Here is a 26,845-nt window from a genome sequence, read left to right as displayed (position 1 = left end):
CGAATATGTTCCTCTCTACTCTACTCTTCCGCTGCGCTTCAGCGCACGCGGGTCCAGGTCTGGTTCTTGCAAAGCGGCACGAAGATGCAGCCCCTCAGCTTCAGCGTGTTCGCATCGACCGGGGTGATCCGCGCATCATAGGTCTTGCCGTCCTCGGCATTGTAGATCGTGCCCTTGTCCCAGACGCCGTTCCTGAAGCTGAAGCCGCCCAGGATCTGCAGGCCCTTGAGCGCACGGCCGCGCAGCTTCTCATCCTTGTTGTTGCTGTCCTTGACCGCGGGATTGGCGGCGATGCCGTCGGAGCTCAGTAACTTTCCGCATAGCGAAGTACCGCAGTGCGTGATCTCTACGATGCCGTTGCGGGTTTCGGTTTTCCAACGGCCGATCACCGCGTCGGGGCTTGCGCCCGCCGCCATCGCAAGGGCCATCAGTGTAATGCTCATCGCCTCACTCATCCTCCTGCGAGGCGCCCGATGCTGCGATCGGGTCGCCTTTCACGATGCAGCATCGATTGCACAAAAAAAGGTTGACGTATAGGGCAATCATCATACCTTTAAGAGAAATGGTTCGCGGCTGTTGCAAAAAGGTCGCGCCGGAGGAGAAGATCCATGCCGAATGCCGTGATCGCGGGCTATGCGCGCTCGCCCTTCCATCTCGCCAGCAAAGGGGAGCTGGCCCGCGTCAGACCCGACGACCTTGCCGCGCAGGTGATTCGCGGGCTGATCGACAAGAGCGGCGTCAAGGTCGAGGATATCGAGGACATCATTCTCGGTTGCGCCTTCCCTGAGGCTGAACAAGGTCTCAACGTCGCAAGGCTGATTGGGTTGCTTGCCGATCTGCCGATCAAGGTCGGCGGCATGACGGTGAACCGCTTCTGCGGCTCGTCGATGAGCTCGGTCCACATCGCTGCCGGCCAGATCGCGATCGGTGCGGGGGAGGCCTTCATCTGCGCCGGTGTCGAGAGCATGAGCCGGGTGCCGATGATGGGCTACAACCCGCTGCCCAGCCCCGAACTCGCGAAGAAGCGCCCCGGCGCCTATATGTCGATGGGCGAGACGGCCGAGAACGTCGCCAGCCAGTACCAGGTGCCGCGCGCCGCGCAGGAGGCCTTCGCCGTCGCCAGCCAAAAGAAGGCCGGTGCCGCGCGCGACGCGGGCAAGCTGGCTGACGAGATCGTCCCGATCCGCACGAAGAAGGGCACCGTCGAGATCGACGGCACGCCGCGTCCCGACACCACGGTCGAGGCGCTCGCCTCGCTCAAGCCCGCCTTCGACCAGAACGGCACCGTGACCGCGGGCACGTCCTCGCCGCTGACCGACGGCGCGGCGGCGGTGCTCGTGACCAGCGAGGAGTATGCCAAGGCCAACGGCCTCACCATCCTGGCGCGTATCAGGAGCGTCGCGGTGTCGGGTTGCGAGCCCGAAATCATGGGCATCGGCCCGGTCGCGGCATCGCGCAAGGCGCTCGAACGGGCGGGCCTGGCGGTCGGGGACCTCAACGTCGTCGAGATCAACGAGGCCTTCGCCAGCCAGGCGATCGCGTGCAGCAACGAACTCGGCTTCAGGCCGGAGACGGTGAACATCGACGGCGGCGCGATCGCGCTCGGCCATCCGCTGGGCGCGACCGGTGCGCGCATCGTCGGCAAGGCCGCGTCGCTGCTGAAGCGCGAGGGCGGTAGATATGCGCTCGCCACCCAGTGCATCGGCGGCGGGCAGGGCATCGCCACCGTTCTGGAGGCGGTGTGATGGATGCGATCAAGAAGGTCTGCGTGATCGGCGCCGGCACGATGGGCGCGGGGATCGCCGCGCAGGTCGCCAATGCCGGCATGCCGGTGCTGCTGCTCGATATCGTCCCGAAGGAAAACCCTAATCGCAACGCCATCGCCGAGGGCGCGGTGGCGAAGATGCTCAAGACCGACCCCGCGCCCTTCATGTCGAAGGCGGCGGCGAGGCTGGTCGAGACCGGCAATATCGAGGACGACCTCGCCAAGGTCGCCGAATGCGACTGGATCGTCGAGGCGATCGTCGAACGGCTCGACATCAAGCAGGGTCTCTACGAGAAGCTGGAGAAGGTCCGGAAGCCCGGCACGGCGGTGTCGTCCAACACCTCGACGATCCCGCTCGAGAGGCTGATCGAGGGCCGCTCCGACGCGTTCGCGGCCGACTTCATGATCACCCATTTCTTCAACCCGCCGCGCTACATGCGGCTGCTTGAGCTGGTGACCGGTCCGAAGACCGACAAAGGCACCGCCGCGAGGGTCGCCGATTTCGGCGATCGCGCGCTGGGCAAGCGCGTGGTTCCGGCCAAGGATACGCCGGGCTTCATCGCCAACCGCATCGGCACCTACTGGATGCTGGTCGCGTATAACGCAGCAGTCGACCTGGGCCTGACCGTCGAGGAGGCCGACGCGATCGGCGGGCGGCCGATGGGCGTGCCCAAGACCGGCATCTTCGGCCTGATCGACCTCGTCGGCATCGACCTCATGCCGCTGCTGCTCAAGAGCCTGGGATCGACCCTGCCGAAGGACGACGCCTTCCACGCCTCGGTCCGGCCGATGCCGCTGATCGATAAAATGATCGCCGACGGCTATACCGGCCGCAAGGGCAAGGGTGGTTTCTACCGGCTCAACCGCGAGGCGGGCAAGCGCAAGGAGGCGATCGACCTAGCCACTGGCGAGTACCGGCCGGCGATCAAGGCCGACGTGCCGCGCGCCAAGCTGGCGCAACTCGTCACCCTGCCGGGCAAGACCGGCCAGTTCGCCTGGGCGGTGCTTGGGCAGCTGCTCGGCTATGCCGCGAGCCTCGTCGGCACGATCGCCGACGACATCGTCGCGATCGATGACGCGATGAAGCTTGGCTACAACTGGAAATACGGCCCGTTCGAGCTGATCGACCAGCTTGGCGCGGCGGCCTTCGCCCAGCGGCTGGCCGACGAGGGCCGGCCGGTGGCCGATATCCTGAAGACGGTCGGCGACCGCAGCTTCTACCGGATCGAGGGCGGCAAGCGCCAGTATCTCGGCCTCGACGGCGACTATCATGACGTCGTCCGGCCGGAGGGCGTGCTGCTGCTCGAGGACATCAAGCTGGCGGGCAAGCCGATCGTCAAGAACGGTTCGGCCGCCTTGTGGGACATCGGCGACGGCGTCGCCTGCTTCGAGTTCACGTCGAAGATGAACGCGCTCGACGGCGATACGCTCAAGCTGCTGGGCCAGGCGATCGAGCATGTCGCCAAGGGCATGAAGGCGCTGGTCATCTACAATGAAGGTTCGAACTTCTCGGCGGGCGCCAATCTCGGCCTCGCGCTCTTCGCGGTGAACATCGCCGCCTGGGGCGAGATCGAGAAGCTCGTGGCGGGCGGGCAGCAGGCTTACAAGGCGCTGAAATATGCACCCTTCCCGGTGGTCGGGGCCCCGGCGGGCATGGCGCTCGGCGGCGGCTGCGAGATATTGCTTCATTCGGACGCGATCCAGGCCCATGCCGAAAGCTATATCGGGCTGGTCGAGTGCGGCGTCGGCCTCGTCCCCGGCTGGGGCGGGTGCGGCGAATATATCGACCGGCTGGTGAAGTCGGGTTTGCTGCCCAAGGGACCGATGCCCGCCGTCGCCAAGGCGTTCGAGACGATCTCGACCGCCACCGTCGCCAAGTCGGCGGCCGAGGCGAAGGAACTGCTGTTCCTGCGCAAGGACGATGCGATCACGATGAACCGCGACCGGCTGCTCGCCGATGCCAAGGCGAAGGCGTTGGCGCTGGTCGACGGTTATCAGCCGCCCAGGCCTCCCGAGTTCCGCCTGCCGGGACCGAGCGGCCGGGTCGCGCTGGCGATGGCGGCCGAGGGCTTCCACAAAAGGGGCATGGCGACCGACTATGACATGGTCGTCTCCGATACGCTCGCCGGCGTGCTGACCGGCGGCGACACCGATCTGGTCGACGTGGTGAGCGAGGAGGAGATGCTCGCCCTCGAACGCGCCGCCTTCGTCGCGCGGGTGCGAGACCCGCGCACGGTGGCGCGGGTCGAGACGATGCTCGAAACCGGCAAGCCGCTGCGGAACTGAATTATTCCTCCCCAGCACGGGGAGGGGGACCATGCATGGCATGGTGGAGGGGTGGCGCGAAGCCGCCGGGTGCGCCGGCCCCCTCCACCGCCCTGCGAGCGGTCCCCCTCCCCGTGCCGGGGAGGAACCAGAAGGAGCATGACATGCAAGTCTATGAGGCCCCGCTGCGCGACATGCGCTTCGTCATCCACGAGCTGTTCAAGGATGACGGTTTCGGCGATCTGCCCGCCCATGAGGAGTTCACCCCCGACCTGATCGACGCGGTGATCGAGGAGGCGGCGAAGCTCGCGCAGGACGTGCTGCTGCCGATCAACGCCAGCGGCGATCTCGAAGGCTGCGTCTGGGAGAATGGCGTCGTCCGCACGCCCACCGGCTTCAAGGAAGCCTATGCCCAGTTCCGCGACGGCGGCTGGTGCGCGCTGGCGAACGATCCCAAATGGGGCGGGCAGGGACTGCCGGAGACGGTCAACAAGCTGGTCGAGGAGATGATCAGCTCGGCCAACCTCTCCTTCGGCCTCTATCCCGGCCTCACCCATGGCGGCACCACCGCGATCAAGGCGCATGCCAGCTCCGATCTGCAGGAGCGCTTCCTGCCCAAGATGGTGTCTGGCACCTGGTCGGGCACGATGTGCCTGACCGAGCCGCATTGCGGTACCGACCTCGGATTGCTGCGCACCAGGGCGGTGCCGCAGGAGGACGGCAGCCACAGGATCACGGGCAACAAGATCTTCATCTCGGCGGGCGACCACGACCTGACCGAGAACATCATCCACCTCGTCCTCGCCCGTCTCCCCGACGCGCCGAAGGGGGTGAAGGGGATCAGCCTGTTCGTCGTCCCCAAATATCTGCCGAAGGAGGACGGCTCGGTCGGCCCGTCGAACGGCGTGTCGTGCACCGGCATCGAGCACAAGATGGGCCTCAAGGCCTCGGCCACCTGCCAGATGAGCTTCGACGATTCGGTCGGCTGGCTGGTGGGCGAGCCCAATAGCGGCCTCAACGCGATGTTCACGATGATGAACACCGAGCGCGTTTCGGTCGGCGTCCAGGGGCTCGGCGTCGCCACCGCCGCCTATCAGAGCGCGGTTGCCTATGCGAAGGACCGCATCCAGGGCCGGGCGCTGTCGGGCACCAAGCGTCCCGATCTCGCCGCCGATCCGATCATCGTCCACCCCGACGTCCGCCGCATGCTGATGACGATGCGCGTCTATGTCGAAGGCTGCCGCATGCTCAGCATCTGGGTCGCCCGCGCGCTCGACGCCGAGCGCCATTCGCCCGACCCAGAGGTCCGCCAGCGCGCCGAGGACATGACCGCGCTGATGACCCCGGTGGTCAAGTCGCTGCTCACCGATCTCGGCCATGAAGCGGCCCAGCTGGGCATCCAGGTCTATGGCGGCCATGGCTACATCCGCGAGCATGGCGTCGAGCAATATGCCCGCGATGCCCGCATCGCGATGATCTACGAGGGCACCAACGGCGTCCAGGCGCTCGACCTCGTCGGGCGCAAGATGCCGGCCCATGGCGGCCGCTACCTGCGCGCCTTCTTCCACCCGGTCGCCGACTTCATCGAGAAGCACAAGGCGGTGCCCGGCATGGAGAAGATGATCGAGGCGCTCGAAAAGGCGTTCGGGGCGCTGCAGCTCTCGACCGCGACGATCGCCCAGAAGGGCATGGCCGATCCCGAGGAGGCCGGTGCCGCCTCGTCCGACTATCTTCGTCTGCTCGGCCTCGTCGCCATGGCCTATCTCTTCGCCAGGGCGGCCAAGATCGCCGGCATGAAGAAGATGATGGGCCAGGACCCGGACGGCTTCTACGCCGCCAAGCTGGTGACGGTCCGCTTCTTCTACGAACGCATCCTGCCGCAGGCGGCGGGGCTGTTCCAGGCGATCAAGGCCGGCAAGCGCTCGATGATGGACCTGCCCGAAGAGGCGTTCTGATCCTGCGGCATATAGGAATACCCCGTCGCGTCATGCCGGTTCCCCGCGGCAATTCTCCTCGTCATTCCGGCGAACGCCGGAATCTCGCTGACCTTCGGCACGCGGGGGCGCATCTTCCGGAATAGAAGCGAGATCCCGGCGTTCGCCGGGATGCCGATCGGGAGATTTTTCGGACGCCATCGCTTATGCGAAGGCCCAGCGAGGCTGACATCCATGGCGGTTGTCTCGCGCGATGCCATGTGGCCGATGAGCGACATGGACCCCAGCCTCCGCTGGGGTGACGCGCGACGACGATATCGTTTTACGAAGGCTTGCGGCCGCCGCCGTTGAACGGCTTCGCGCCGTAGCGCTTCGGGCCGCCATGACCACGCGGAGCACCGCCGAAGCCGCCGCCGGGGCCGCCAGCACCACGGGGACTGCGCGGGCCGCCCGGCGGCGGGCCGCGACGGTCGCGGAGCTGGGCCGGGGGCGGGGCGGGTGCGTCGCCGGCCGCTTCGATCACCACGCCGTCCTCCTCGCCCGCGGTGCGCTTCAGCGCATCGGTGAACTTGCCGGCGATCGCGCGCGGGATCTCGAAGCGGGTCTCTGTCTGGAAGATGCGGATCGCGCCGACGTCGCGCTTGGTGATGTGGCCGCGACGGCATAGCAGCGGCAGCAGCCAGCGCGGATCGGCATTGGCGCCGCGTCCGACGTTCATTCGGAACCAGACGGTATCCTCGAAGCCGGGGCGCGGGCCCTGCTCGCGGGTCGCCTGCTCGCGGTCGCCGCGCGCGATCGGCGAGGCGTCGATCAGGTCCTCGGGCGCCGGCAGGCTCTGGCGCTGGGTGCGGACGAAGGCGGCGGCGATCTCCTCGGCGCTGCGCGTCTCGAGCAGCTTGCGGGCGATCTCCAGATCCTCGTCCGAGACCTCGCCGACCGACAGGCTTTCGAGCAGCCGCTCCTGGTCGCGCGCATAGATCTCGTCGGGCGTCGGTACCTTGTCCCAGGTCGCGTTGACGTTGGCGCCGCGCAGCAGCCGCTCGGCATGGCGGCGGCGCTGATAGGGGGTAATGATGACGCAGGTGCCCTTCTTGCCCGCGCGGCCGGTGCGGCCCGAGCGGTGCTGGAGGGTTTCCGGGTCGATCGGCAGCTCGGCATGGATCACCAGCTCGAGCCCCGGCAGGTCGATGCCGCGCGCGGCGACGTCGGTCGCGACGCACACGCGCGCCCGGCGGTCGCGCAGCGCCTGGAGCGCGTGGTTGCGCTCGTTCTGGCTGAGCTCGCCCGACAGGGTCACGGCGGAGAAGCCGCGCTCGGTGAGCGTCGCCGACAGGCGGCGGACATTCTCGCGGGTCGCGCAGAACACCATCGCACCCTTGGCTTCGTGGAAGCGCAGCACGTTGACGACGGCATTCTGGATGTCGGCCGGGGCGACCGCCATCGCGCGATAGTCGATATCGGCGTGCGCCTCGCGGGCATTGGTCGTCTCGATCCGCAGCGCGTCGCGCTGGTAGCGCTTGGCGAGGAGCGCGATCGGCTTGGGCATCGTCGCCGAGAACAGCAGGGTGCGGCGCTCGGGCGGCGTGAGGTCGAGGATCTCTTCCAGGTCCTCGCGGAAGCCGAGGTCGAGCATCTCGTCGGCCTCGTCGAGGATGACGGCGCGCAGCGATCCGGGCTGGAGCGCGCCGCGTTCGAGATGGTCCTTGAGGCGGCCCGGCGTGCCGACGACGATGTGGCAGCCATAGCTGAGCTGGCGCTGCTCGACCCGGACGTTCATGCCGCCGACGCAGCTGACCACGCGGGCACCGAGCTTGGCGTAGAGCCATTGCAGCTCGCGCTCGACCTGCAGCGCCAGTTCGCGGGTCGGCGCGATGATCAGGGCCAGCGGCTCGCCCGGGCGCGGCAGATTCTCCTCGCCCCGCAGCAGCGTCTCGGCGATAGCGAGGCCATAGGCGACGGTCTTGCCGGAGCCGGTCTGGGCGGAAACGAGAAGATCGCGGTCATGCGCCTCGGCGGCGATCACCTCGGCCTGGACGGGAGTGGGGGCGGTGTAGCCGCGCTCGGCAATAGCCTCGGCGACGAGCCGTGGCAGGGAAGAAAAGGGCATCTGGTATCCGAAATAGCAGGGTCGCCGGCGCTTCTCCGCGCGGCAGGGGATCGGGCCATATAGGCGCAAAGTCGGCAAAAGGCCAGCAGCGTGCTTGCATCTTCAATCATCGTCCGATGACCGGTGCGTGGGAAGAAAAGCTGGCCTTGCTTCGTACCGGCTGGGACAGGCCGGATGGCGGCCGTGACGAGGAGGGGGCGGACGTGTCGGCGCGAGAAGATAACGGCCCGGGGTGGCGCGTGGCCGTGGTGCGGTGGATGCATGCCGCATGCAGCTTTTGTTCAGCTTCGCGCTGCCAGCCAAGAGGGTGATGAGCCGCATGCTTCCTCCCGATGCGCCCGCCAGGCGCATGGCGCAGCCACCTTTTCCTCCCGTCTCGCAGGCGATCGGGCTCGCCCGGCTGATCTGCATCCTCGGGATCGTCTATGTCCATGCCTGGACCGGTCTCGGCGGCGACGAGATGGCAGCGCAGATGGGGTCGGCGCAGGACATAATGCGCTGGACGGTGGTCGAGCTTTTCGGACGCGGCGCGGTGCCGCTGCTCAGCATGGTGTCGGGCTGGCTGGTTACCGGATCGCTGGGGAAGCGTGGCGCGAAGATTTTCCTCGGCAGCAAGGCGCGTACCGTGCTGCTGCCGATGGTGCTGTGGAACGCGATCGCCATGGTGCTGGTGGTGGGCGTTGCCACGATCGGCTGGATACGGGCGCCGCTGCTCGGCGATGCCGCGTGGATCGCGGACAATCTCCTCAACCTGACCCGCGCGGGCGACATCAACGTCCAGACCGCTTTCCTGCGCGACCTGTTCGTCTGCATGCTGGCCGCCCCTCTGCTGGTACGACTGCCGACCCGGTGGTTGCTGCTGGTCGGCGCGGTGGCGGCACTCTGGTGGATCAGCCTGTACAAGGTTCCGCTGCTGCTGCGGCCGTCGATCCTGCTGTTCTTCGTCGGCGGCATCCTCGCGCGCCGCCATGGCCTGGCGGAGCGTGCGGCGTTGCTGCCGCTCTGGCAGGCGGCGCTGCCCTTCCTGCTGGTCGTACCGGTCAAGATCTGGCTGTCGATCGAGAATGGCGGGCCGGCCGACTTCCATCTCCACGCGACGGTGGCGGTCGACCTGCTGACCCGCGGCGCCGCGGCGCTGCTCGTCTGGCGGTCGGCGATCGCCCTGGCGGGCCGGCCCCTGGCCGGCCAGTTGCTCCGCCTTGAACGCTACGCCTTCTTCCTGTTCTGCTGCCACCTGCTGTTCATGTGGCTGCTCGCGCCGCAGATCGGCGAACTGACGGGCACCATGGGCCATCCGCTCTGGCCGGCCTTCTTCCTGCTCCAGCCGCTGCTGGCGCTGGGCTTCGCGATCCTGCTTGCGCGGGCGGTCGAGACGATGTCGCCCAAGGCGGCGGAATTGCTGAGCGGCGGCCGGCTGGGCCGCGATCAGGCGACCTCGCCTGCCGCCCGGCCGCTCGCCCAGGCCCATTGGAAATTATAGCCGCCGAGCCAGCCGGTCACGTCCACGCCTTCGCCGATGAAATGCAGGCCGGGCACGCGCTTGGCCATCAGGCCGCGCTGGTCGAGCCCGTCGGTCGACACCCCGCCGATCGTCACCTCGGCCTTGGCGAAGCCTTCGGACCCGTTCGGCGTGAAGGGCCAGGCGTTGAGCCGACGGCCGGCCGCCGCCAGCGCCACGTCCTTATGGTCGAGCATCGGCCCCGCCAGCATCAGCCGGTCGGCCAGCACGTCGGCGAGCCGGTCGGGGAAATGCTCGCGCAATATGGTGCGCGGCTCGGCCTTGGGGCGCGTGCGCTTCGCCTCGACCAGCAGCGCCGCGGCGTCGGTGCCGGGCAGCAGGTCGAGCGACAGCGTGTCGCCATGCCGCCAATAGCTGCTGATCTGGAGGATCGCCGGACCGGACAGCCCGCGATGGGTGAACAGCGCCGCCTCGCGAAAGCGCCCCTTGCCGAGCGTCGCCACCACGTCGAGCGAAACCCCCGACAGGGTTTCGAACAGGCGGTCGTCGGCGCCGAGGGTCAGCGGTACCAGCGCCGGGCGCGGTTCGACCACCTTCAGGCCGAACTGGCGTGCGACATCATAGGCGAAGCCGGTCGCGCCCATCTTCGGGATCGACGGGCCGCCGGTCGCGATCACCAGCGACGCAGCGGCATAGGTTTCCCCCGGGGTCCCGACCCGGAAATGCTCGTCGGGTTTCGAGACCGCGGTGATGCGGGTCAGCAGCCTGGTCTCGACCCCGCCCCTGGCGCATTCCTCCTCCAGCATCGCGACGATCTGTTTGGCCGATCCGTCGCAGAACAGCTGGCCGAGGGTCTTTTCGTGCCAGGCGATGCCATGCGCATCGACCAGCGCGATGAAGTCGGCGGGGTCGTAGCGGCCGAGCGCCGACTTGGCGAAATGCGGATTGGCCGAGAGATAGCGTTCGGCGAGATGGCCATCGCGATTGGTGAAATTGCAGCGCCCGCCGCCCGAGATGAGGATCTTCGCCCCCGCGCGGTCGAGATGGTCGAGCAGCAGCACCCGCCGGCCCCGCTGCCCGGCGGTCAGCGCACACATCAGCCCGGCCGCGCCAGCGCCGATGATGATGACATCGTAGGGGTTCGTGCGTGTCATCATACCCCTTCGTGTCGAGCGAGGGCGAGACACGTTGCCTGGCGAAACGTCCCTCCACTTCGCTCGGGACGAACGGATGCTTTGGGATTCGAACCGTTGCTGCTATCGGCCCGCGCCATCATGAGCAAGCCGAACCGCCCCGACCGCCGCACCTTCGCGATCATCTCGCACCCCGACGCGGGCAAGACCACGCTGACCGAGAAGCTGCTCTATTTCGGCGGGGCGATTCATCTCGCCGGCGAGGTCAAGGCGCGCGGTCAGACGCGGCGTGCCCGCTCGGACTGGATGAAGATCGAGCAGCAGCGCGGCATTTCGGTCACCTCCTCGGTGATGACCTTCGAGCGCGGCGGGATCACCTTCAACCTGCTCGATACGCCGGGCCACGAGGATTTCTCGGAGGACACCTATCGCACGCTGACCGCGGTCGACTCGGCCGTGATGGTGATCGACGCCGCCAAGGGCATCGAGCCACAGACCCGCAAGCTGTTCGAGGTGTGCCGGCTGCGGTCGGTGCCGATCATCACCTTCGTCAACAAGGTCGACCGCGAAGGCCGTCCCGCCTTCGAGCTGCTCGACGAGATCGCCGACGCGCTGGCGCTCGATGTCGCGCCGATGAGCTGGCCGGTCGGCATGGGTGGCACGTTCGAGGGCATATACGACCTTGCCCGCGACCGGCTCTACCGACCGGCCGCCGACGCGACCGGCGCCTATGAGGGCGATGCGATCGCGGTCGCCGGCCTCGGCGATTCGCAGCTCGACGCCATCCTCCCGGCCGAGGCCGTCGCTCAGCTGCGCGAGGAGGCCGAACTGGCGCAGATCGGCTATGCCGAGTTCGACGAGACCGCCTATCGCAACGGCGATCTCACGCCGGTCTATTTCGGATCGGCACTCAAGGATTTCGGCGTCGAGCAACTGATCGACGCGCTCGCCGACTTCGCCCCGTCGCCGCGGCCCCAGCCCGGCGAGCCGCGCGACGTCGATCCCGGCGAGCCCAACGTCGCCGGCTTCATCTTCAAGGTGCAGGCGAACATGAACCCGCAGCATCGCGACCGGGTCGCCTTCATGCGGCTCTGCTCGGGCAAGTTCCGGCGCGGCATGAAGCTCAACCAGGTCGGCACCGGCAAGCAGATCGCCGTGCACAGCCCGATCCTGTTCTTCGCGCAGAATCGCGAGCTGGCGGAGGAGGCCTATCCCGGCGACATCATCGGCATTCCGAACCACGGCACCCTGCGGGTCGGCGACACGCTGACCGAGGGCGAGACGATCCGCTTCACCGGCCTGCCCAATTTCGCGCCGGAAATCCTGCGCCGCGTGAAGCTCGCCGATCCGACCAAGACCAAGCAGCTGCGCAATGCGCTGAACGACATGGCGGAGGAGGGGATCATGCAGGTCTTCCACCCGTCGATCGGATCGCAATGGATCGTCGGCGTGGTCGGCCAGCTCCAGCTCGAAGTGATGATCTCGCGGCTCCAGGCCGAGTATAAGGTCGATGCCGGCTTCGAACCTTCACCCTGGGATACCGCGCGCTGGGTTGCCGCCGATGACGAAAAGACGCTCGAGGAGTTCAAGGGGCTGCATCGCTCGGCGATGGCCGAGGATCGTGACGGCGCACCGGTGTTCATGGCGAAGGACCAGTGGGAGCTGAATTATGTCCAGGGCAAGTTCCCGGCGCTCCGCTTCTCCGCGACCAAGGATCGTCGCTGATCGGCGGATGGGATAGAAACCCTGCAACGAACGTTCTTCCCTCGTCACGAACGAGAGGAATGCCGCGTTGCGTAGCTTCAAGACCCTGATCCTTGCCGCCGCCCTGTTCCCCGCCATCGCTTCGGCCGCCGCGCCCGACCCGCGCGTCCTCGGCGCCCAGGTGCTGCTCGATCGACTGGGCTTCGGGCCGGGCGTGATCGACGGCGCCAGCGGGCAGAGCTTCGTCAAGGCGCTGCGCGGCTGGCAGGAAGCGAAGGGGCTGGCGATCACCGGCCAGCTCGACGATGCGACGGTGAAGAGCTTCGAGCCCTTCCGCGAGATGCCGACGGTGCTTGAGGTCAAACTGACGCCGCAGATCCTGGCGGGCCCCTTCGTCGGTGCGATCCCCGCCAAGCAGAGCGAGCAGGCCAAGATGGCGTCGCTGGGCTATGCGGATGCGATGGAGGCCATCGCCGAGCGCTACCATACGACCAAGGCGACCCTCGTCGCGCTCAACTCCCCGCAGACCAAGCTGGCGCCCGGCGTCGGGATCAAGGTTCCGAACGTGATCCCGCCGGAACAGGATTTTCCCGCCGACATGAACGCCGGCTGGCGCGAAACGCTCGGCACGCTCAACGTCGGATCGGGCCAGCCCGAGGTGGCCAAGGTCGTCGTCGACAAATCCGACGGCGTGCTCCGCGCCTTCGACGGCGCGGGCAAGCTGGTCGCGCAGTTCCCGGCGACGATGGGCAGCGAGCATGATCCGCTGCCGATCGGGACGTGGAAGATCCAGGGCCGTTCGTACAACCCGCCCTTTCATTACAATCCCAAGCTGTTCTGGGACGCGGACAATGGCGACAAGAAGGCGCTGCTGCCGCCGGGTCCGAACGGCCCGGTAGGCGTGGTCTGGATCGACCTCGACAAGAAGCATTATGGTATCCATGGCACCCCCAATCCCGAGAAGATCGGCCGGACCGAGAGCCATGGCTGCATCCGCCTGACCAACTGGGACGCGGCCCGGCTCGCGGTGATGGTGCAGCCGGGCACCCCGGCCGTCTTCCAGCCATGAGGCGCCGATGATCCGCAAGCTCGCGATCCTGCTGTTGCTGCTGGCGATCGGCTATGTCGGCTGGGTCGTCGTCCTCAACCTTGGCGGCGACGATGGCGGTCCCGTCACGGCGTCCGCCGACCGGCGGCCGCCGCAGGTCGCGCCGCCGGCCAGCACCGCGCCAAGGGTCGCCGCGCCGCCGGGCGTGCTCGTGGTTCCGGTCGCGGGAATCCGTCCCGACCAGCTCAGCGACACGTTCGACGATGCCCGCGGGCAGGGGCGGGTCCATGACGCGATCGATATCATGGCACCGCGCGGCACGGCGGTGATCGCGGCGGCGGCGGGCACGGTCGAGAAGCTTTTCGACAGCAAGCTCGGTGGCCGCACCATCTATGTTCGCCGGCCCGGCGGCCAGTGGGTCGACTATTACGCCCATCTCGACGGCTATGCGCCGGGCCTGGCCGAAGGGCGCCAGGTCGCGCAGGGCGAGATGATCGGCATGGTCGGCTCGACCGGCGATGCCAGCCCCGAGGCACCGCATCTCCATTATGCGATCAATGCGATGGCCCCGGGGGAAGGCTGGTGGCAGGGCAAGGCGATCAATCCCTATCCACTGCTGAAGGCGGGACGGTAGGCGCTCTTGCCGAAGCGACGGGATCGAGGGGTGACTTTCCCCGTCCTCATGCCAATATCCGGGACATGACCATCTTCCGCGCGCTCCTGACCTTTCTCGCCCTCGTTACATTGCCTGTCGCCGCCCAGGCAGCTGACAAGCTCGTCCTTGCCTTCGGCGACAGTCTGACCGCCGGCTATCGCCTGCCGCCGGGCAAGGGCTTCGTTCCCCAACTCGAGGCCGCGTTGCGCAAGTCGGGTCTCCCTGCGCGGGTTCATAATGCCGGCGTTTCGGGCGACACGACCGCGCAGGGCAAGGCGCGGCTGAACTGGGTGCTGGCCTCGCTGAAGGCGAAGCCCGATCTCGTCATCGTCGAACTGGGCGCGAACGACATGCTGCGCGGTCTCGATCCTGGCCGGGCCGAGGCGAATCTCGATGCGATCCTTGCCGAACTGTCGAAACGCCGTATCAAAATATTGCTGGCCGGGATGGTCGCGGCGCCGAATCTGGGCGCCGATTATGCGCGCCGTTTCGATCCGATCTATCGCAGGCTTGCTGACAAATATCATGCGGGTCTCTATCCCTTCTTCCTCCAGGGCATCGTCGGCGATCGCTCGCTGCACATCGGCGATGCGATTCATCCGAACGAACAAGGGGTTAGCGTGATCGTGCGGGGTATCCTGCCCCAGGTCAAACGCCAGCTGGCCGCCCGGTAATCAGTCCGTTGCAGCCGATCACAACTCGCCCTAAGCTCGCTTCCGTAACGGGCCGGGGGAGGGCTTCGATGCTATGGGCGGAGTCATCGTCGGCGCGGGGGCCGGTGGGGCGGCCGGCGGGCGTCCTCGATGATGGCGCACGCGATGCCTTTCTTGATCGGCTGCGGGCCGGCGTGGCGGATGCCGCGGCGTCCGACGGCGATTTCGTCGTCGACCTCGCGGAGGTCGATCATATGTCGGCGGGGGCGCTGATGGCGTTGACCATCGCCCGCAAGGAGGCGATCGCCAGCGATGTGAAGATCGTGCTCGCCCGGCCCAGCCCGGCGCTGCGCGAGATGCTTGAGATCAGCCGCTACCAGCTGATCTTCGATATCGTCGATACGATCGACGTCGGGGGAGACTGAAGGCCTTGGCAATGCTGGTCCGCTTCTGGGGGACACGGGGATCGCTGCCGGTCGCCCCGAGGGCGCGCGCGATCGAGGACAAGCTCGTCGGCGCATTGATGCGGGCGTCGGGCCGCAGCTTCGCCGACGAGGATGACGCGCGCCGTTTCGTCAACGAGGAACTGAGCTTCGGCGAGGGGCACAGCTATGGCGGCGCCACCACCTGCCTGGAGATCGAGGGCGCCGACGACAGCTTCTTCATCCTCGACATGGGGTCGGGCCTTCGCGAACTGGGCAACGACGCCTTCCGGCGGGTCGCCCAGCAGGGCCGTTCGCGGACCTACAACTTCTTCATGTCCCACCTGCACTGGGATCATATCATGGGCTTCCCCTTCTTCGGGCCGGCCTTCGATCCGGGGGCGCACATCGTCATCCATTCGGGCCATGCCGATTGCGAACAGGCGCTGCGCCGCCAGCAGGAGGAGATCAGCTTCCCCGTCGCCTTCGACTGGCTGCGCGCGAAGATCGAGTTCAAGCTACTCGACCCGGGCCGGACCTACACCGTCGACGGCATCGACGTGGAACTCATGCCGCAGGACCATAGCCATGTGTCCTATGCGTGGAAGTTCAAGCGCGACGGCAAGACCTTCGTGTTCTCGACCGACGCCGAGCACCGGATGGACGACGTCGCCGACAAGGCGGCGTTCGAGGGCTTCTTCGACAAGGCCGACCTCGTGGTCTGCGATACCATGTACTCGCTGGCCGAAAGCATCACCCTGAAGGCCGACTGGGGCCATTCGAGCAACGTCATGGCGGTCAACCTCTGCCACGGCGCGGGCGCGAGGAAGCTCGTCCTGTTCCATCACGAACCGACCAGCAGCGACGCCGATATCGACGCACTGCTCGAGGAGACGATCCGCTACGAGGCCCTCAGCCGTCGCGAGAGCGCTCCGCTCGACATCGTCTGTTCGTACGACAGCCTCGAACTGGAGGTCTGAGCGGGACAGTCGCCGGGATGGTGTTGGGTGGGTGCCACCTCGACACGCGCGCACCTCGGGCCTACAGCCGCGCGCCATGCATGGTTGGATCATCATCGACAAGCCGCTCGGCCCCGGCTCGACCCAGATCGTCTCTGCGGTCAAGCGTGCGCTGCGCACCGGCGGCTACGGCAAATACAAGGTCGGCCACGGCGGCACGCTCGACCCGCTCGCCTCCGGCGTGCTGCCGGTCGCGCTCGGCGAGGCGACCAAGCTGTCGGGGCGGATGCTCGACGCCGACAAGGCCTATGACTTCACGATCGGCTTCGGGATCGAAACCGACACGCTCGACGCCGAAGGCAAGCCGGTGGCGACCTCCGACGAGCGGCCGACCCGCGCGGCGCTCCAGGCGGTGCTGGCGCGCTTTACGGGGGCCATCGAGCAGGTACCCCCGGCCTATTCGGCGCTGAAGATCGACGGCGAGCGCGCCTATGACCGCGCGCGCGCCGGCGAAAGCTTCGAAATCAGGACGCGCGCCGTGGTCGTCCACCGGCTGGACCTGGTCGAGACGCCGACGATGGGCGAGGGTGACGGGCTGGCCGAGGCGACTCTCTCTTGTTCGGTATCCAAGGGCACCTACATAAGGAGCCTGGCGCGCGACATGGCGCGCGCGCTCGGTACCGTCGGCCATGTGACGATGCTCCGCCGGACAAAGGCCGGCCCGTTCGGGCTGTCCCAGGCGATTTCGCTGGACAAACTGGATGAACTCGCTAAGGGCCGGCAGCTTGAAAAAGCACTCTTGCCGCTGACGGCGGGGCTGGACGACATCCCGGCTCTTCCCGTCACCCCCGATCAGGCGAGGGCGCTCCGCGAGGGGCGCAGATTGATCGGGATCGCCGCACCCACCGGCCTCAACCTCGCGATCGACGGCGATATGCCCGTGGCGCTGGTCGAGGTCGAGGACCGAGAGGTCCGCGTGGTGCGGGGCTTCAATCCGATGTCGAAGGAAGACATATGACCGTTACCGCCGAGCGCAAGACCGTGATCATTTCCGACAACGCCCGCACCAGCGGCGACACGGGAAGCCCCGAGGTCCAGGTCGCGATCCTGACCGAGCGCATCAACAACCTGACCGAGCACTTCAAGACCCATGCGAAGGACAATCATTCGCGCCGCGGTCTGCTGATGCTGGTCAACAAGCGCCGCCGCCTTCTCGATTATCTCAAGAAGAAGGATGCGGAGCGCTACACCGCACTGATTGGTAAGCTCGGCCTGCGCAAGTAAGCCAGCTTCTGAACGGCCCCGCAAAACGGGGCCGTTCGCTTATTTCCGCCAGGAGCAATCCGGCACCGGGCGGGACGGCGGGCATAAGGTCCCGCCACGGCAGGCCGAAGGCGGCCTGCCCCACGCGGCGGCTTGCAGCCGCCCGCATAGGCCCCGGACGCATAGGGCGTCCGGAGACAAGGAACACAGATGTTCGATACCAAGAAAGTTGAAATCCAGTGGGGCGGACAGACCCTCACCCTGGAAACGGGCCGCGTTGCCCGTCAGGCCGACGGCGCGGTGCTCGCGACCCTCGGCGAGACCGTCGTGCTCTGCGCCGTCACCGCGGCGCGCAGCGTCAAGGAAGGGCAGGACTTCTTCCCGCTGACCGTCCATTATCAGGAGAAGTATTTCTCGTCGGGTCGCATCCCCGGCGGCTTCTTCAAGCGCGAACGCGGTGCGACCGAGAAGGAGACGCTGGTTTCCCGTCTCATCGATCGTCCGATCCGTCCGCTGTTCCCGGAAGGCTTCTACAACGAGATCAACGTCATCGCGCAGGTGCTGAGCTATGACGGCGAGAACGAGCCCGACATCCTGGCGATGATCGCCGCGTCGGCCGCGCTCACTATCTCGGGCGTTCCCTTCATGGGTCCGATCGGCGGCGCCCGCGTCGGGTACAAGGACGGCGAATATCAGCTGAACCCGACCGATGCGCAGGTTGCCGAAGGCGATCTCGACCTGGTCGTTGCCGCCACCCACGACGCGGTGATGATGGTCGAATCCGAAGCCAAGGAGCTTTCGGAAGAGGTCATGCTCGGCGCCGTCATGTTCGCCCACAAGGCGAGCCAGGACGTCATCAAGGCGATCATCAAGCTCGCCGAGAAGGCCGCCAAGGATCCTTGGGAAATGGCTCCGCAGGCCGATCTGTCGGCCGCCAAGACCAAGCTCAAGAAGCTGGTCGGCAAGGATATCGAAGCTGCCTACAAGCTGACCGACAAGTCGGCGCGTTCGGCCAAGCTCAACGAGATGCGCGCCAAGGCGAAGGCCGCTTTCGCCGATGCCGCTCCGCAGGACCAGATGGCTGCCAACAAGCTCGTCAAGAAGCTCGAGGCCGAAATCGTCCGTACCGCTATCCTCAAGGAAGGCCGTCGCATCGACGGTCGCGACACCAAGACGGTCCGCCCGATCGTCGCGGAAGCGCACTTCCTGCCGCGCGCCCATGGTTCGGCGCTGTTCACCCGCGGCGAGACGCAGAGCATCTCGACCTGCACCTTGGGTACCAAGGAAAGCGAGCAGATGATCGACGGCCTGACCGGCCTGCGCTACGAGCACTTCATGCTGCACTACAACTTCCCGCCCTATTCGGTCGGTGAAGTCGGTCGCTTCGGCGCGCCGGGCCGCCGCGAAGTCGGCCATGGCAAGCTGGCGTGGCGTGCGCTGCACGCGGTGCTGCCGACGAAGGAGGAGTTCCCCTACACCATCCGTCTGACCTCGGACATCACCGAGTCGAACGGTTCGTCGTCGATGGCGACGGTGTGCGGCGGCAGTCTCGCGATGATGGACGCCGGCGTGCCGATCAAGCGGCCGGTCTCGGGCATCGCGATGGGCCTGATCCTCGAGGGCAAGAACTTCGCGGTGATCAGCGACATCCTCGGCGACGAGGATCATCTCGGCGACATGGACTTCAAGGTCGCAGGCACGTCGGAAGGCATCACCAGCCTTCAGATGGACATCAAGATCGCCGGCATCACCGAGGAGATCATGAAGGTCGCGCTGAGCCAGGCCAGCGAGGGCCGCGCCCACATCCTGGGCGAGATGGCCAAGGCGCTCGATTCGACCCGGACCGAGCTGTCGGCGCATGCGCCGCGGATCGAGTCGATGTCGGTTCCCAAGGACAAGATCCGCGACATCATCGGCACCGGCGGCAAGATCATCCGTGAGATCGTCGCTACCACCGGCGCCAAGGTCGACATCGACGATGACGGTACCGTCAAGATCTCGTCGTCCGATCCCGCGCAGATCGAGGCCGCGCGCAACTGGATCATCGGCATCGTCGCCGAACCGGAAGTGGGCAAGGTCTACACCGGCAAGGTGGTGAACCTCGTCGACTTCGGCGCCTTCGTGAACTTCATGGGCGGCAAGGACGGTCTCGTCCACGTCTCGGAGATCAAGAACGAGCGCGTCGAGAAGGTCGCCGACGCCCTGACCGAAGGCCAGGAGGTCAAGGTCAAGGTGCTCGAGATCGATCAGCGCGGCAAGGTTCGCCTGTCGATGCGCGTCGTCGATCAGGAAACCGGCGAGGAACTGCCCGACACGCGTCCGCCGCGGGAAGAGCGTCCGCGCGGCGAGCGTAGCGATCGTGGCGAGCGCGGCCCGCGCCGTGACGGCGAGCGGGGCCCGCGCCGCGACGGTGGCGATCGCGGTCCGCGCCGCGACCGTGGCGACCGGCCCGATCGTCCGCGCCGCGAGCGTGCGGAAGGTGGCGACGAGGGCCCCGCGCCCGATTTCGCACCGGCCTTCCTGACCCGCGACGACGACTGATCGTTCGACGCCATCGAGACGAGAAGGGGAAGCGGCGACGCTTCCCCTTTTTCGTTGGGGCGCTTCAATCTCTCTACCGCGATTTCCGAGGCGGCGGGTGATTCCGTCCGCCTCGAAACTCCTCGGGGCCGACCGCGATGAGCCAGGACGACCTTCTCCGCGCCGCGCTGATCGGGGCTGCGCTCGTGTTTGCACTGCTGGTCCGTATACGCCGGATCGGCCGATGGCAGCGGCTGCGGCCGGGCGCTCTGTGGGTCGTGCCGGCGGTCTTCGCGCTGCTCGCCGCGATGATCTTATGGCAGTTCCCGCCGCACGGCACCGGCTGGCTCTGGGTAGCGTCTGGCCTCGTGGCTGGCGGTTTCTTCGGCTGGCAGCGGGCGCGGCTGGTGGAGATCAGGATCGATCCCGACAGCGGCTTCCTGCTCCAGCGCAGTTCGCCCACAGCCTTCCTCTTCCTCGGCCTGCTCGTCCTCGTCCGCTGGGCGATCCATGGCGCGATCGGATGGATCGACGCGCGCTGGCATCTCGGGGCGATGCTCGTCAGCGACATCTTCATCGCATTCGCGGTCGGCGTGCTCGGCGCCTACCGTCTGAGGCTTTATGTGCGCGCGCGCCGGCTAATGGGGTGACCTAACCGTTTCGGTACCGTTTCATGGATCCAGTTGCGATGCCCTCGAACCCTTGGCTAAGAGATGGTTCAAGCGGCTGGGGAAAGACGTTGGCAAACCAAGGCGCCACCATGTTCGAGCGCTTCCCTCTGGGCCGGGGCCAGCCGCTTCTCGCTTATGGCACGGCTATCGGCATCTCCATCGTCGCGCTGGTGATTAGGCTGCTCTCGGGCGGCCTGATGCCCGACGGCTATCCCTATGTCGCCTTCTTCCCGGCGGTGATCGTATCGACCTTCCTGTTCGGGGTCGGGCCGGGGGTGACGGCGGCGGTGCTCTGCGGGGTGATGGCCCGGTATTTCTTCATGCCGCCGCGATATTCGTTCGGAATGTCGGGGGGCATCGTCGTCGCGCTCTTCTTCTACGCGCTCGTCGTTACGATCGACATCGTGCTGATCGACTGGATGCAGCGCACCAACCGCCGCCTCGCGGCCGAGCGCGAACGCAGCCGGCAGCTCGCCGAACGCGGCGAGATATTGTTTCGCGAACTGCAGCACCGCGTCTCCAATAATCTCCAGGTGGTCGGCGGATTGCTGGCGCTGCAAATGAAGGGCATCTCCGACACCGCCGCGAGGCTGGCGATGGAGGAGGCGTCACGCCGGCTCTCGCTCATCGGACGCATCCACCGGCAGCTCTATGATCCGCATGGCGAGCAGGTCGATCTCGGCCTGTTCCTCGAGCAGCTCGGTGCCGACCTGATAGATGCCGGCGGCAAGCCCGGCGTCGCCTGCCGGGTCGAGGCCGAGGCCGATCTTCCCTTGTCCCCGGACGCGGCGGTGCCGATCGCGTTGATCGTGGCGGAGGCGGTGGCCAACGCGATCGAGCACGGCTTTGCGGGTCGCGAGGGCGGCGAGATCCTCATCCGCGCGTCGCGGGCCCATGACGGCACTTTGGACCTGCGCGTGATAGACGACGGGATCGGTTTGCCGGCCGATTTCGACCTGGCGCGATCCGACAGCCTCGGGCTCAAGCTGGCGCAGATGCTGGCGCGTCAGCTGGGCGGCACCTTCCGTCTGTTCGTCGACGGACGCACCACGGCGATGCTGCGCCTGAGCTGAGACGCGCGCATCGGCTATCAACCGTGCCGATGCGCCTTCTTCGGTGGAGGGCCGCTCCTGACGACGCTCTTCACCGGGCAGCGCTGACCCCGGACGACGATGGTCGAAAAGCGGTCGAAGTCGTTGGTGCCGCGGGTTTCGAAGCCGATGGCATCGGCGAAGGGCAGGTCCTGGCAGGGTGCCATCAGCGTGGCGTGATACCATTGTCGGCCCAGGCCCTGGACATAGAGCGCATCGCGCCCGTCGGGTTGCCAGTTGTCGATCGAGCCATGGTTGGCGAAGGGGATGCTCGCCTCGGGCGGTCCCTTGGCGGCGGCGGTGTCGGCCATGAGCGCGCCCGTCAGGAGCGCGCCGGCCAGTGCGAGGATGATTGGCCTTTTCATGAGGGCGACCATGGCATGCCGGGCCTGAACGGCGCCTGAGCGAAGCGGTTATAAGGCGCTATCCGACATGCGTGCCGCGTCGCCAGCCCATCTGTTCGGCATAATGGCGGCGGCACAGCGCGACATAGCGCTCGTTGCCGCCGACCTCGATCTGGGCGCCCTGCTTCACCGCGAAGCCGTCGGCGTCGATCCGCAGGTTCATCGTCGCCTTGCGGCCGCAAGCGCAGATGCCCTTCAGCTCGATCAGATTGTCCGCGATGGCGAGCAGCGCCGCGCTGCCCGGAAAGAGCTTCGCCTGGAAATCGCTGCGCAGGCCGTAGGCGAGCACCGGAATGTCCAGCTCGTCGCATACCGCCGCGAGCTGGAACACCTGCGCGCGGGTCAGCCACTGCGCCTCGTCGACGAGAACGCAGTCGACCGACCCGTCGGCGAGTTCGATCGAAATCTCCTCGAAAAGGTCGGTCTCCCCGTCGAGCGCGGCGGCATGACTGGCGAGGCCGATGCGGGAAGTGATCTTTCCCGGTTCGAACCGGTCGTCGAACGCCGCGGTGAACAGCAAGGTGCGCATGCCCCGTTCGCGGTAGTTGAAGTCGGCCTGAAGGAGCGTGGTCGACTTGCCGGCGTTCATCGCCGCATAATAGAAATAGAGCTTCGCCATCGGCCTATCCTAGCGCGGCGCTTGCCGGCGACAATCCGTCGGGCCGGGCCGGGCGGGCGCCGCCGGACCGGCTTTCCGTCGGCCCTCTTTCGCCGTCGTCGCGGCCCGTGAAAATTGCTGCCCGTTCCACGGCATTGCCCCCCGGTCCCCCGGCGACAGTAACGCGATTCAGGCGGGCGGAAAGTCCTTCTTTTACATCGTGCGCGCTAACGTGGGGTGGTTGGTCGGCTGCCGACGTGGATATGTCCGTTCGGTCTCGATCCGCCCTTCGAACAGACCGGTTGTAGGACGGCACAAAGACTTCCTTTGTGGTCTTTGCGGTCGGCGCGCGATACGCCGCCGCTGATGCAGACTCTTCCTCCCGAGACGCCGCGAGTCCGATTCCGCTGGTCGCGCCAGCATGCATTGATGGTCGCGACGCCCGTCGACAGGGCGACGCGCGAACGCCTCTTCGCCGGCCTCGGGGCGCTGGTCGGGATCGTTGCGACCGGCCTGCTGGTCGGCGGCCTGATCGGCGCCGGTGCGCATATGCCGCTGCTGGTTGCGCCGATCGGCGCGGCGGCGGTGCTGCTCTTCGCGGTTCCCGCCAGCCCGATGGCGCAGCCCTGGGCGGCGATCGGTGGCAATCTGGTCTCGGCGGTGGTGGGCGTGACGGTGATGCGGCTCGGTCTCGATCCGATGCTGTCGGCGGGACTCGCCGTCGGCGGGGCGATCTGTGCGATGGCGCTGCTGCGCTGCCTGCATCCGCCGGGCGGTGCGGTGGCGCTCACTGCCGTCCTCGGCGGCCCGGTCATCCATGGGCTTGGCTATGGTTTCGTGATCGCGCCGGTCGGCGTCGGGACGCTGCTGCTGCTGGCCATGGCCTGGGGTTTCCACCAGCTTTCGGGGCACAGCTATCCCCATAGCGCGAAACATATCGCCAATCCGCCGCAGCCCCTGCCGGGGGACTTCTCGCGGGCAGATCTGCGGCAGGCGATCGAGCAATATCCCGACATGCTCGACGTGGATTTCGCGGATCTGGAGGAAGTCCTGCTCGCGGCCGAGCATAATGCGGCGGTCAGGCGCGGCGGCGCGATGCCGGGTTAATCCCGGTCGGCTTCGAGATCGCGCGCGATCGTCGGATCGCGGAGCAGCTTGTCGATATGGCTGCCCTCGTCGAAGCTCTCGTCGGGCAGGAATTTCAGCTTGGCCGCATATTTGGTGTTCACCCGCCGCGCGACCTCGCTCTGGAGGAAGGCGGTGTTGGTGCGCAGCGCCTTGATCACCGCATCCTCGTCGGATCCGAGCAGCGGCTTCACGAACACCGTAGCGTGGCGCAGGTCGGGTGACATCCGGACCTCGGTGACCGAGACCATGTGGCTGGCCAGAGTCTCGTCATGGACCTCGCCCCGCATCAATATGTCCGACAACGCGTGGCGCACCTGCTCGCCGACGCGGAGCAGGCGGACGGACTTGCCTTCGGGGGTTTCGTTACGGCGCATGGCGCAACCTCTCAGTAGAGTAGGTCATCCCGGCGGAGGCCGGGATCCCTGGCGGCATGGACGGACCGGGTCGCGAACCTCGCCTGAGACCCCGGCCTCCGCCGGGGTGACGCTCAATATTACAGCGTCCGTTCGCGCTCCTCGACCTCGAACGTCTCGACGATGTCGCCGGGCTTGATGTCGGTCGTGGATTCGAGCGTGATGCCGCATTCCAAGCCGGCGCGGACTTCGGGGACATCGTCCTTGAAGCGGCGCAGCGATGCGATCGAGCCATTATAGATGATGACGTCGTCGCGCAGGATGCGCGCCCGCAGCTTCTGGCGGATGTAACCCTCGAGCACGAGCAGACCGGCTGCCTTGCCGTGCTTGCCCGCCGAGAAGACCTCGCGGATTTCGGCGCGGCCGACGACATGCTCGAGATATTCGGGACCAAGCTGGCCCGCCATCGCGGCACGGATCTCGTCGAGAAGATCGTAGATCACGTCGTAATATTTGAGCGCGACTCCGTCCCGCGTGGCGATCTCGCGCGCCTTTGCATTGGCGCGGACGTTGAAGCCGATGATCGGAGCCTTGGACGCCGCCGCCAGGCTGACGTCGCTCTCGGTGATGCCGCCGACGCCCGCATGGAGGATGCGGACCTGGATCAGGTCGGTCGAGATCTTGTTGAGCGAGCCCACGATCGCTTCGACCGAGCCCTGTGCATCGGCCTTCACGACCACCGGATATTGCTGCGCCTTCTGCTCGCGCAGCGCCGAGAACATCGATTCGAGGCTCGCGGGGGCCGAGGTGGTCCGCTTCGCCTGGATGACGCCGGCACGATAGGCCGCGACCTCGCGGGCGCGCGCCTCGTTCTCGACGACCGACAGCTGGTCGCCGGCGCTGGGCACGCCCGACAGGCCGAGGATCTCGACCGGCAGCGACGGGCCCGCTTCCTTGACGTTGCGGCCCTTGTCGTCGATCAGCGCGCGGACCTTCCCGCTCTCGGCGCCGACGACGAAGATGTCGCCGACCTTGAGCGTGCCGCGACCGACCAGGATCGTCGCGACGGCGCCGCGGCCCTTGTCGAGCGTGGCTTCGACCACGGTGCCTTCGGCGGGACGATCGGGATTGGCCTTGAGCTCGAGCAGTTCGGCCTGGAGCTCGATCTTCTCGATCAGCTCGTCGAGGCCCGTCTTCTTGAGCGCCGAGACCTCGACCTCCTGCACGTCGCCGCCCATGCTTTCGACCTGGACGTCATGCTGCAGCAGTGCCTCGCGCACCTTCTGCGCATTGGAGCCGGGCTTATCCATCTTGTTGATCGCGATGATCATCGGCACGCCCGCCGCGCGGGTGTGGCTGATCGCCTCGATCGTCTGCGGACGCAGCCCGTCGTCGCCCGCCACCACGATCACGACGATGTCGGTGATGTTGGCGCCGCGCGCGCGCATGTCGCTGAACGCTTCATGGCCCGGCGTGTCGAGGAAGGTGATCTTGCTGCCGCTCTGCACGGTCACCTGATAGGCGCCGATATGCTGGGTGATGCCGCCGGCCTCGCCGGACACCACGTCGGTGCCGCGCAGCGCGTCGAGCAGGCTGGTCTTGCCGTGGTCGACATGGCCCATGATCGTGACGACCGGCGGCCGCGTCTGCAGCGTCTCGGTCGCATCGACGTCGTCGGACGTCACAAGGTCGACGTCCGCATCCGACACGCGCTTGATGTTGTGGCCGAACTCGGTGACGAGCAGTTCCGCCGTATCCTGGTCGATCGACTGGTTGACGGTGACGGGCATGCCCATCTTGAACAGCGCCTTCACCAGGTCGGCGCCGCGCTCGGCCATGCGGTTGGCAAGCTCGCCGACGGTGATCGTCTCGGGGACCGCGACGTCGCGGACCTGCTTCTGCTGGACGGTACCCGCCTGATGGGCGCGCTTGTCCTTCTCGCGGGCGCGCTTCAGCGCGGCGAGCGAACGGGCACGGGCGCCGCTGTCGTCGTCGAGCGCCTTGGTGACGGTCAGCTTGCCCGACTGGCGACGATCGTCGCCCTTGCGGTCGCGCTGCTGCGGGCGCGGCGGCTCGGGCCGCTTCGGGCTCGGAACCGGCGTGAAACGGCGGGGCGGCGGAACGGTCGACGCGGTGCGCGGCGCGGTTTCCTCGGCGGCGGGCGCTTCGGCGCGTGGTGCGGCGGCGGCGGCGGTCTCGACCTCCGCAGGGGCCGCCGGAGCGGAAGGCGCCTCGGCCGGGTTGCGCCCGGCTTCTTCCTCAGCGCGGCGGTTTTCCTCGGCGCGGCGACGCTCTTCCTCGGTCGCCTCGGCCTTGGCACGTTCCTCGCGGCGGCGCGCCTCCTCGAGCGCTGTCATCCGCGCTTCGTCGGCCTCGCGCAGCAGGCGGGCCTGCTGCTCGCGGCGTTCCAGCGGCGTCATCGGACGGCCGGACGGCACGGGAGCGGGGGCCGGACGCGGCGCGGCCGGCGCCTGTGCGGCGGGGGCAGGAGCGGGAGCGGGGGCCGGCGCCGCGGGCGGCGCGACGACTTCCTCAGTCACCTGCGGCTCCGCCTCGCCTGGCCGGCCGAGCACGCGGCGCCGCTTGACCTCGACGACCACGGTGTTGGAGCGGCCATGGCTGAAGCTCTGCTTCACCTGGCCCGTCTCCACCGTGCGCTTGAGACCCAGCGGTGCGCGCATTCCCAGTTTCGGCTTGTCGTTGTCGCTCATCT

23 protein-coding genes are annotated in these 26,845 nt (G+C 67.2%); 16 read left to right on the top strand and 7 right to left on the bottom strand.

Going from position 1 to position 26,845, the window contains the following annotated elements:
* Positions 1 to 38: 38 nt before the first annotated feature.
* The gene (locus tag ASE22_RS09260; RefSeq protein ID WP_056357863.1) at positions 39 to 443 is read right to left on the bottom strand and encodes a DUF2147 domain-containing protein; all 405 of its coding nucleotides are present in this window, start codon (positions 441 to 443) and stop codon (positions 39 to 41) included.
* Between the two features lie 165 nt (positions 444 to 608).
* Between ASE22_RS09260 and ASE22_RS09255 the strand changes: the two genes are divergently transcribed.
* From ASE22_RS09255 to ASE22_RS09245, 3 genes are all read left to right on the top strand, one after another.
* On the top strand, positions 609 to 1,745 hold the full coding sequence (locus tag ASE22_RS09255; RefSeq protein WP_056357860.1) for a thiolase family protein: 1,137 nt from the start codon (positions 609 to 611) through the stop codon (positions 1,743 to 1,745).
* Positions 1,745 to 4,051, top strand: a complete 2,307-nt coding sequence (locus ASE22_RS09250; RefSeq protein ID WP_082545820.1) for a 3-hydroxyacyl-CoA dehydrogenase/enoyl-CoA hydratase family protein — start codon at positions 1,745 to 1,747, stop codon at positions 4,049 to 4,051. Before ASE22_RS09255 ends, ASE22_RS09250 begins: the two co-directional genes overlap by 1 nt.
* A gap of 143 nt (positions 4,052 to 4,194) precedes the next feature.
* Positions 4,195 to 5,985, top strand: coding sequence for an acyl-CoA dehydrogenase C-terminal domain-containing protein (locus tag ASE22_RS09245; RefSeq protein ID WP_056357854.1), 1,791 nt, complete (start codon positions 4,195 to 4,197; stop codon positions 5,983 to 5,985).
* A 301-nt stretch (positions 5,986 to 6,286) separates the two neighbouring features.
* On the opposite strand, the gene ASE22_RS09240 is transcribed toward ASE22_RS09245, so the two are convergent.
* Positions 6,287 to 8,071: a DEAD/DEAH box helicase gene (locus ASE22_RS09240; protein WP_056358741.1), complete on the bottom strand. Its 1,785-nt coding sequence runs from the start codon at positions 8,069 to 8,071 to the stop codon at positions 6,287 to 6,289.
* A gap of 349 nt (positions 8,072 to 8,420) precedes the next feature.
* Here ASE22_RS09240 and ASE22_RS09235 point away from each other — a divergent pair, with 349 nt between their 5' ends.
* The gene (locus tag ASE22_RS09235) at positions 8,421 to 9,551 is read left to right on the top strand and encodes an acyltransferase family protein (RefSeq protein ID WP_056358738.1); all 1,131 of its coding nucleotides are present in this window, start codon (positions 8,421 to 8,423) and stop codon (positions 9,549 to 9,551) included.
* On the opposite strand, the gene ASE22_RS09230 is transcribed toward ASE22_RS09235, so the two are convergent.
* On the bottom strand, positions 9,497 to 10,687 hold the full coding sequence (locus ASE22_RS09230) for an NAD(P)/FAD-dependent oxidoreductase (protein WP_056357850.1): 1,191 nt from the start codon (positions 10,685 to 10,687) through the stop codon (positions 9,497 to 9,499). The genes ASE22_RS09235 and ASE22_RS09230 overlap by 55 nt on opposite strands.
* A gap of 117 nt (positions 10,688 to 10,804) precedes the next feature.
* On the opposite strand from ASE22_RS09230, the gene ASE22_RS09225 reads away from it, so the two are divergent.
* From ASE22_RS09225 to ASE22_RS09175, 11 genes are all read left to right on the top strand, one after another.
* Positions 10,805 to 12,388, top strand: a complete 1,584-nt coding sequence (locus ASE22_RS09225; RefSeq protein WP_056358736.1) for a peptide chain release factor 3 — start codon at positions 10,805 to 10,807, stop codon at positions 12,386 to 12,388.
* A 67-nt stretch (positions 12,389 to 12,455) separates the two neighbouring features.
* Complete coding sequence (locus ASE22_RS09220; protein ID WP_056357847.1) at positions 12,456 to 13,436, top strand: L,D-transpeptidase family protein; 981 nt, start codon at positions 12,456 to 12,458, stop codon at positions 13,434 to 13,436.
* Between the two features lie 7 nt (positions 13,437 to 13,443).
* Complete coding sequence (locus tag ASE22_RS09215; protein ID WP_056357844.1) at positions 13,444 to 14,049, top strand: M23 family metallopeptidase; 606 nt, start codon at positions 13,444 to 13,446, stop codon at positions 14,047 to 14,049.
* Positions 14,050 to 14,114: 65 nt separating this feature from the next.
* Positions 14,115 to 14,744, top strand: a complete 630-nt coding sequence (locus tag ASE22_RS09210; protein ID WP_056357841.1) for an arylesterase — start codon at positions 14,115 to 14,117, stop codon at positions 14,742 to 14,744.
* A 68-nt stretch (positions 14,745 to 14,812) separates the two neighbouring features.
* Complete coding sequence (locus ASE22_RS09205) at positions 14,813 to 15,148, top strand: STAS domain-containing protein (protein ID WP_056357838.1); 336 nt, start codon at positions 14,813 to 14,815, stop codon at positions 15,146 to 15,148.
* Positions 15,149 to 15,159: 11 nt separating this feature from the next.
* On the top strand, positions 15,160 to 16,125 hold the full coding sequence (locus ASE22_RS09200; protein WP_056357835.1) for an MBL fold metallo-hydrolase: 966 nt from the start codon (positions 15,160 to 15,162) through the stop codon (positions 16,123 to 16,125).
* 76 nt (positions 16,126 to 16,201) lie between these two features.
* Positions 16,202 to 17,122: a tRNA pseudouridine(55) synthase TruB gene (truB, locus tag ASE22_RS09195; protein ID WP_056357832.1), complete on the top strand. Its 921-nt coding sequence runs from the start codon at positions 16,202 to 16,204 to the stop codon at positions 17,120 to 17,122.
* Entirely contained in the window at positions 17,119 to 17,388 is a 270-nt protein-coding gene (rpsO, locus tag ASE22_RS09190; RefSeq protein WP_056357829.1) for a 30S ribosomal protein S15, read from the top strand. The genes truB and rpsO overlap by 4 nt, the downstream gene beginning before the upstream one ends.
* Positions 17,389 to 17,577: 189 nt before the next feature.
* Positions 17,578 to 19,908, top strand: a complete 2,331-nt coding sequence (pnp, locus tag ASE22_RS09185; protein ID WP_056357826.1) for a polyribonucleotide nucleotidyltransferase — start codon at positions 17,578 to 17,580, stop codon at positions 19,906 to 19,908.
* A gap of 137 nt (positions 19,909 to 20,045) precedes the next feature.
* Positions 20,046 to 20,537: a CcdC protein domain-containing protein gene (locus tag ASE22_RS09180; protein WP_056357823.1), complete on the top strand. Its 492-nt coding sequence runs from the start codon at positions 20,046 to 20,048 to the stop codon at positions 20,535 to 20,537.
* Positions 20,538 to 20,647: 110 nt separating this feature from the next.
* On the top strand, positions 20,648 to 21,631 hold the full coding sequence (locus ASE22_RS09175) for a sensor histidine kinase (RefSeq protein ID WP_235536229.1): 984 nt from the start codon (positions 20,648 to 20,650) through the stop codon (positions 21,629 to 21,631).
* 17 nt (positions 21,632 to 21,648) lie between these two features.
* On the opposite strand, the gene ASE22_RS09170 is transcribed toward ASE22_RS09175, so the two are convergent.
* Both ASE22_RS09170 and ASE22_RS09165 read right to left on the bottom strand, forming a co-directional pair.
* Positions 21,649 to 22,014: a DUF6491 family protein gene (locus ASE22_RS09170; RefSeq protein ID WP_056358731.1), complete on the bottom strand. Its 366-nt coding sequence runs from the start codon at positions 22,012 to 22,014 to the stop codon at positions 21,649 to 21,651.
* Between the two features lie 58 nt (positions 22,015 to 22,072).
* The gene (locus ASE22_RS09165) at positions 22,073 to 22,672 is read right to left on the bottom strand and encodes a thymidine kinase (protein ID WP_056357816.1); all 600 of its coding nucleotides are present in this window, start codon (positions 22,670 to 22,672) and stop codon (positions 22,073 to 22,075) included.
* Positions 22,673 to 23,017: 345 nt separating this feature from the next.
* Between ASE22_RS09165 and ASE22_RS09160 the strand changes: the two genes are divergently transcribed.
* On the top strand, positions 23,018 to 23,758 hold the full coding sequence (locus ASE22_RS09160) for an HPP family protein (protein WP_082545876.1): 741 nt from the start codon (positions 23,018 to 23,020) through the stop codon (positions 23,756 to 23,758).
* Here the strand turns inward: ASE22_RS09160 and rbfA are convergent.
* Entirely contained in the window at positions 23,755 to 24,153 is a 399-nt protein-coding gene (rbfA, locus tag ASE22_RS09155) for a 30S ribosome-binding factor RbfA (RefSeq protein ID WP_056357809.1), read from the bottom strand. The two genes, ASE22_RS09160 and rbfA, sit on opposite strands and share 4 nt — an antisense overlap.
* 119 nt (positions 24,154 to 24,272) lie before the next feature.
* Positions 24,273 to 26,843 carry a translation initiation factor IF-2 gene (gene infB / locus ASE22_RS09150; protein ID WP_056357806.1) on the bottom strand — a complete coding sequence of 857 codons (2,571 nt, stop codon included), beginning with the start codon at positions 26,841 to 26,843 and terminating at the stop codon, positions 24,273 to 24,275.
* Between the last annotated feature and the right edge of the window lie 2 nt (positions 26,844 to 26,845).

Source organism: Sphingomonas sp. Root720 (assembly GCF_001428605.1).
Classification (GTDB): Bacteria; Pseudomonadota; Alphaproteobacteria; order Sphingomonadales; family Sphingomonadaceae; genus Rhizorhabdus.
This window is presented reverse-complemented; position numbering and strand designations above follow the sequence as displayed.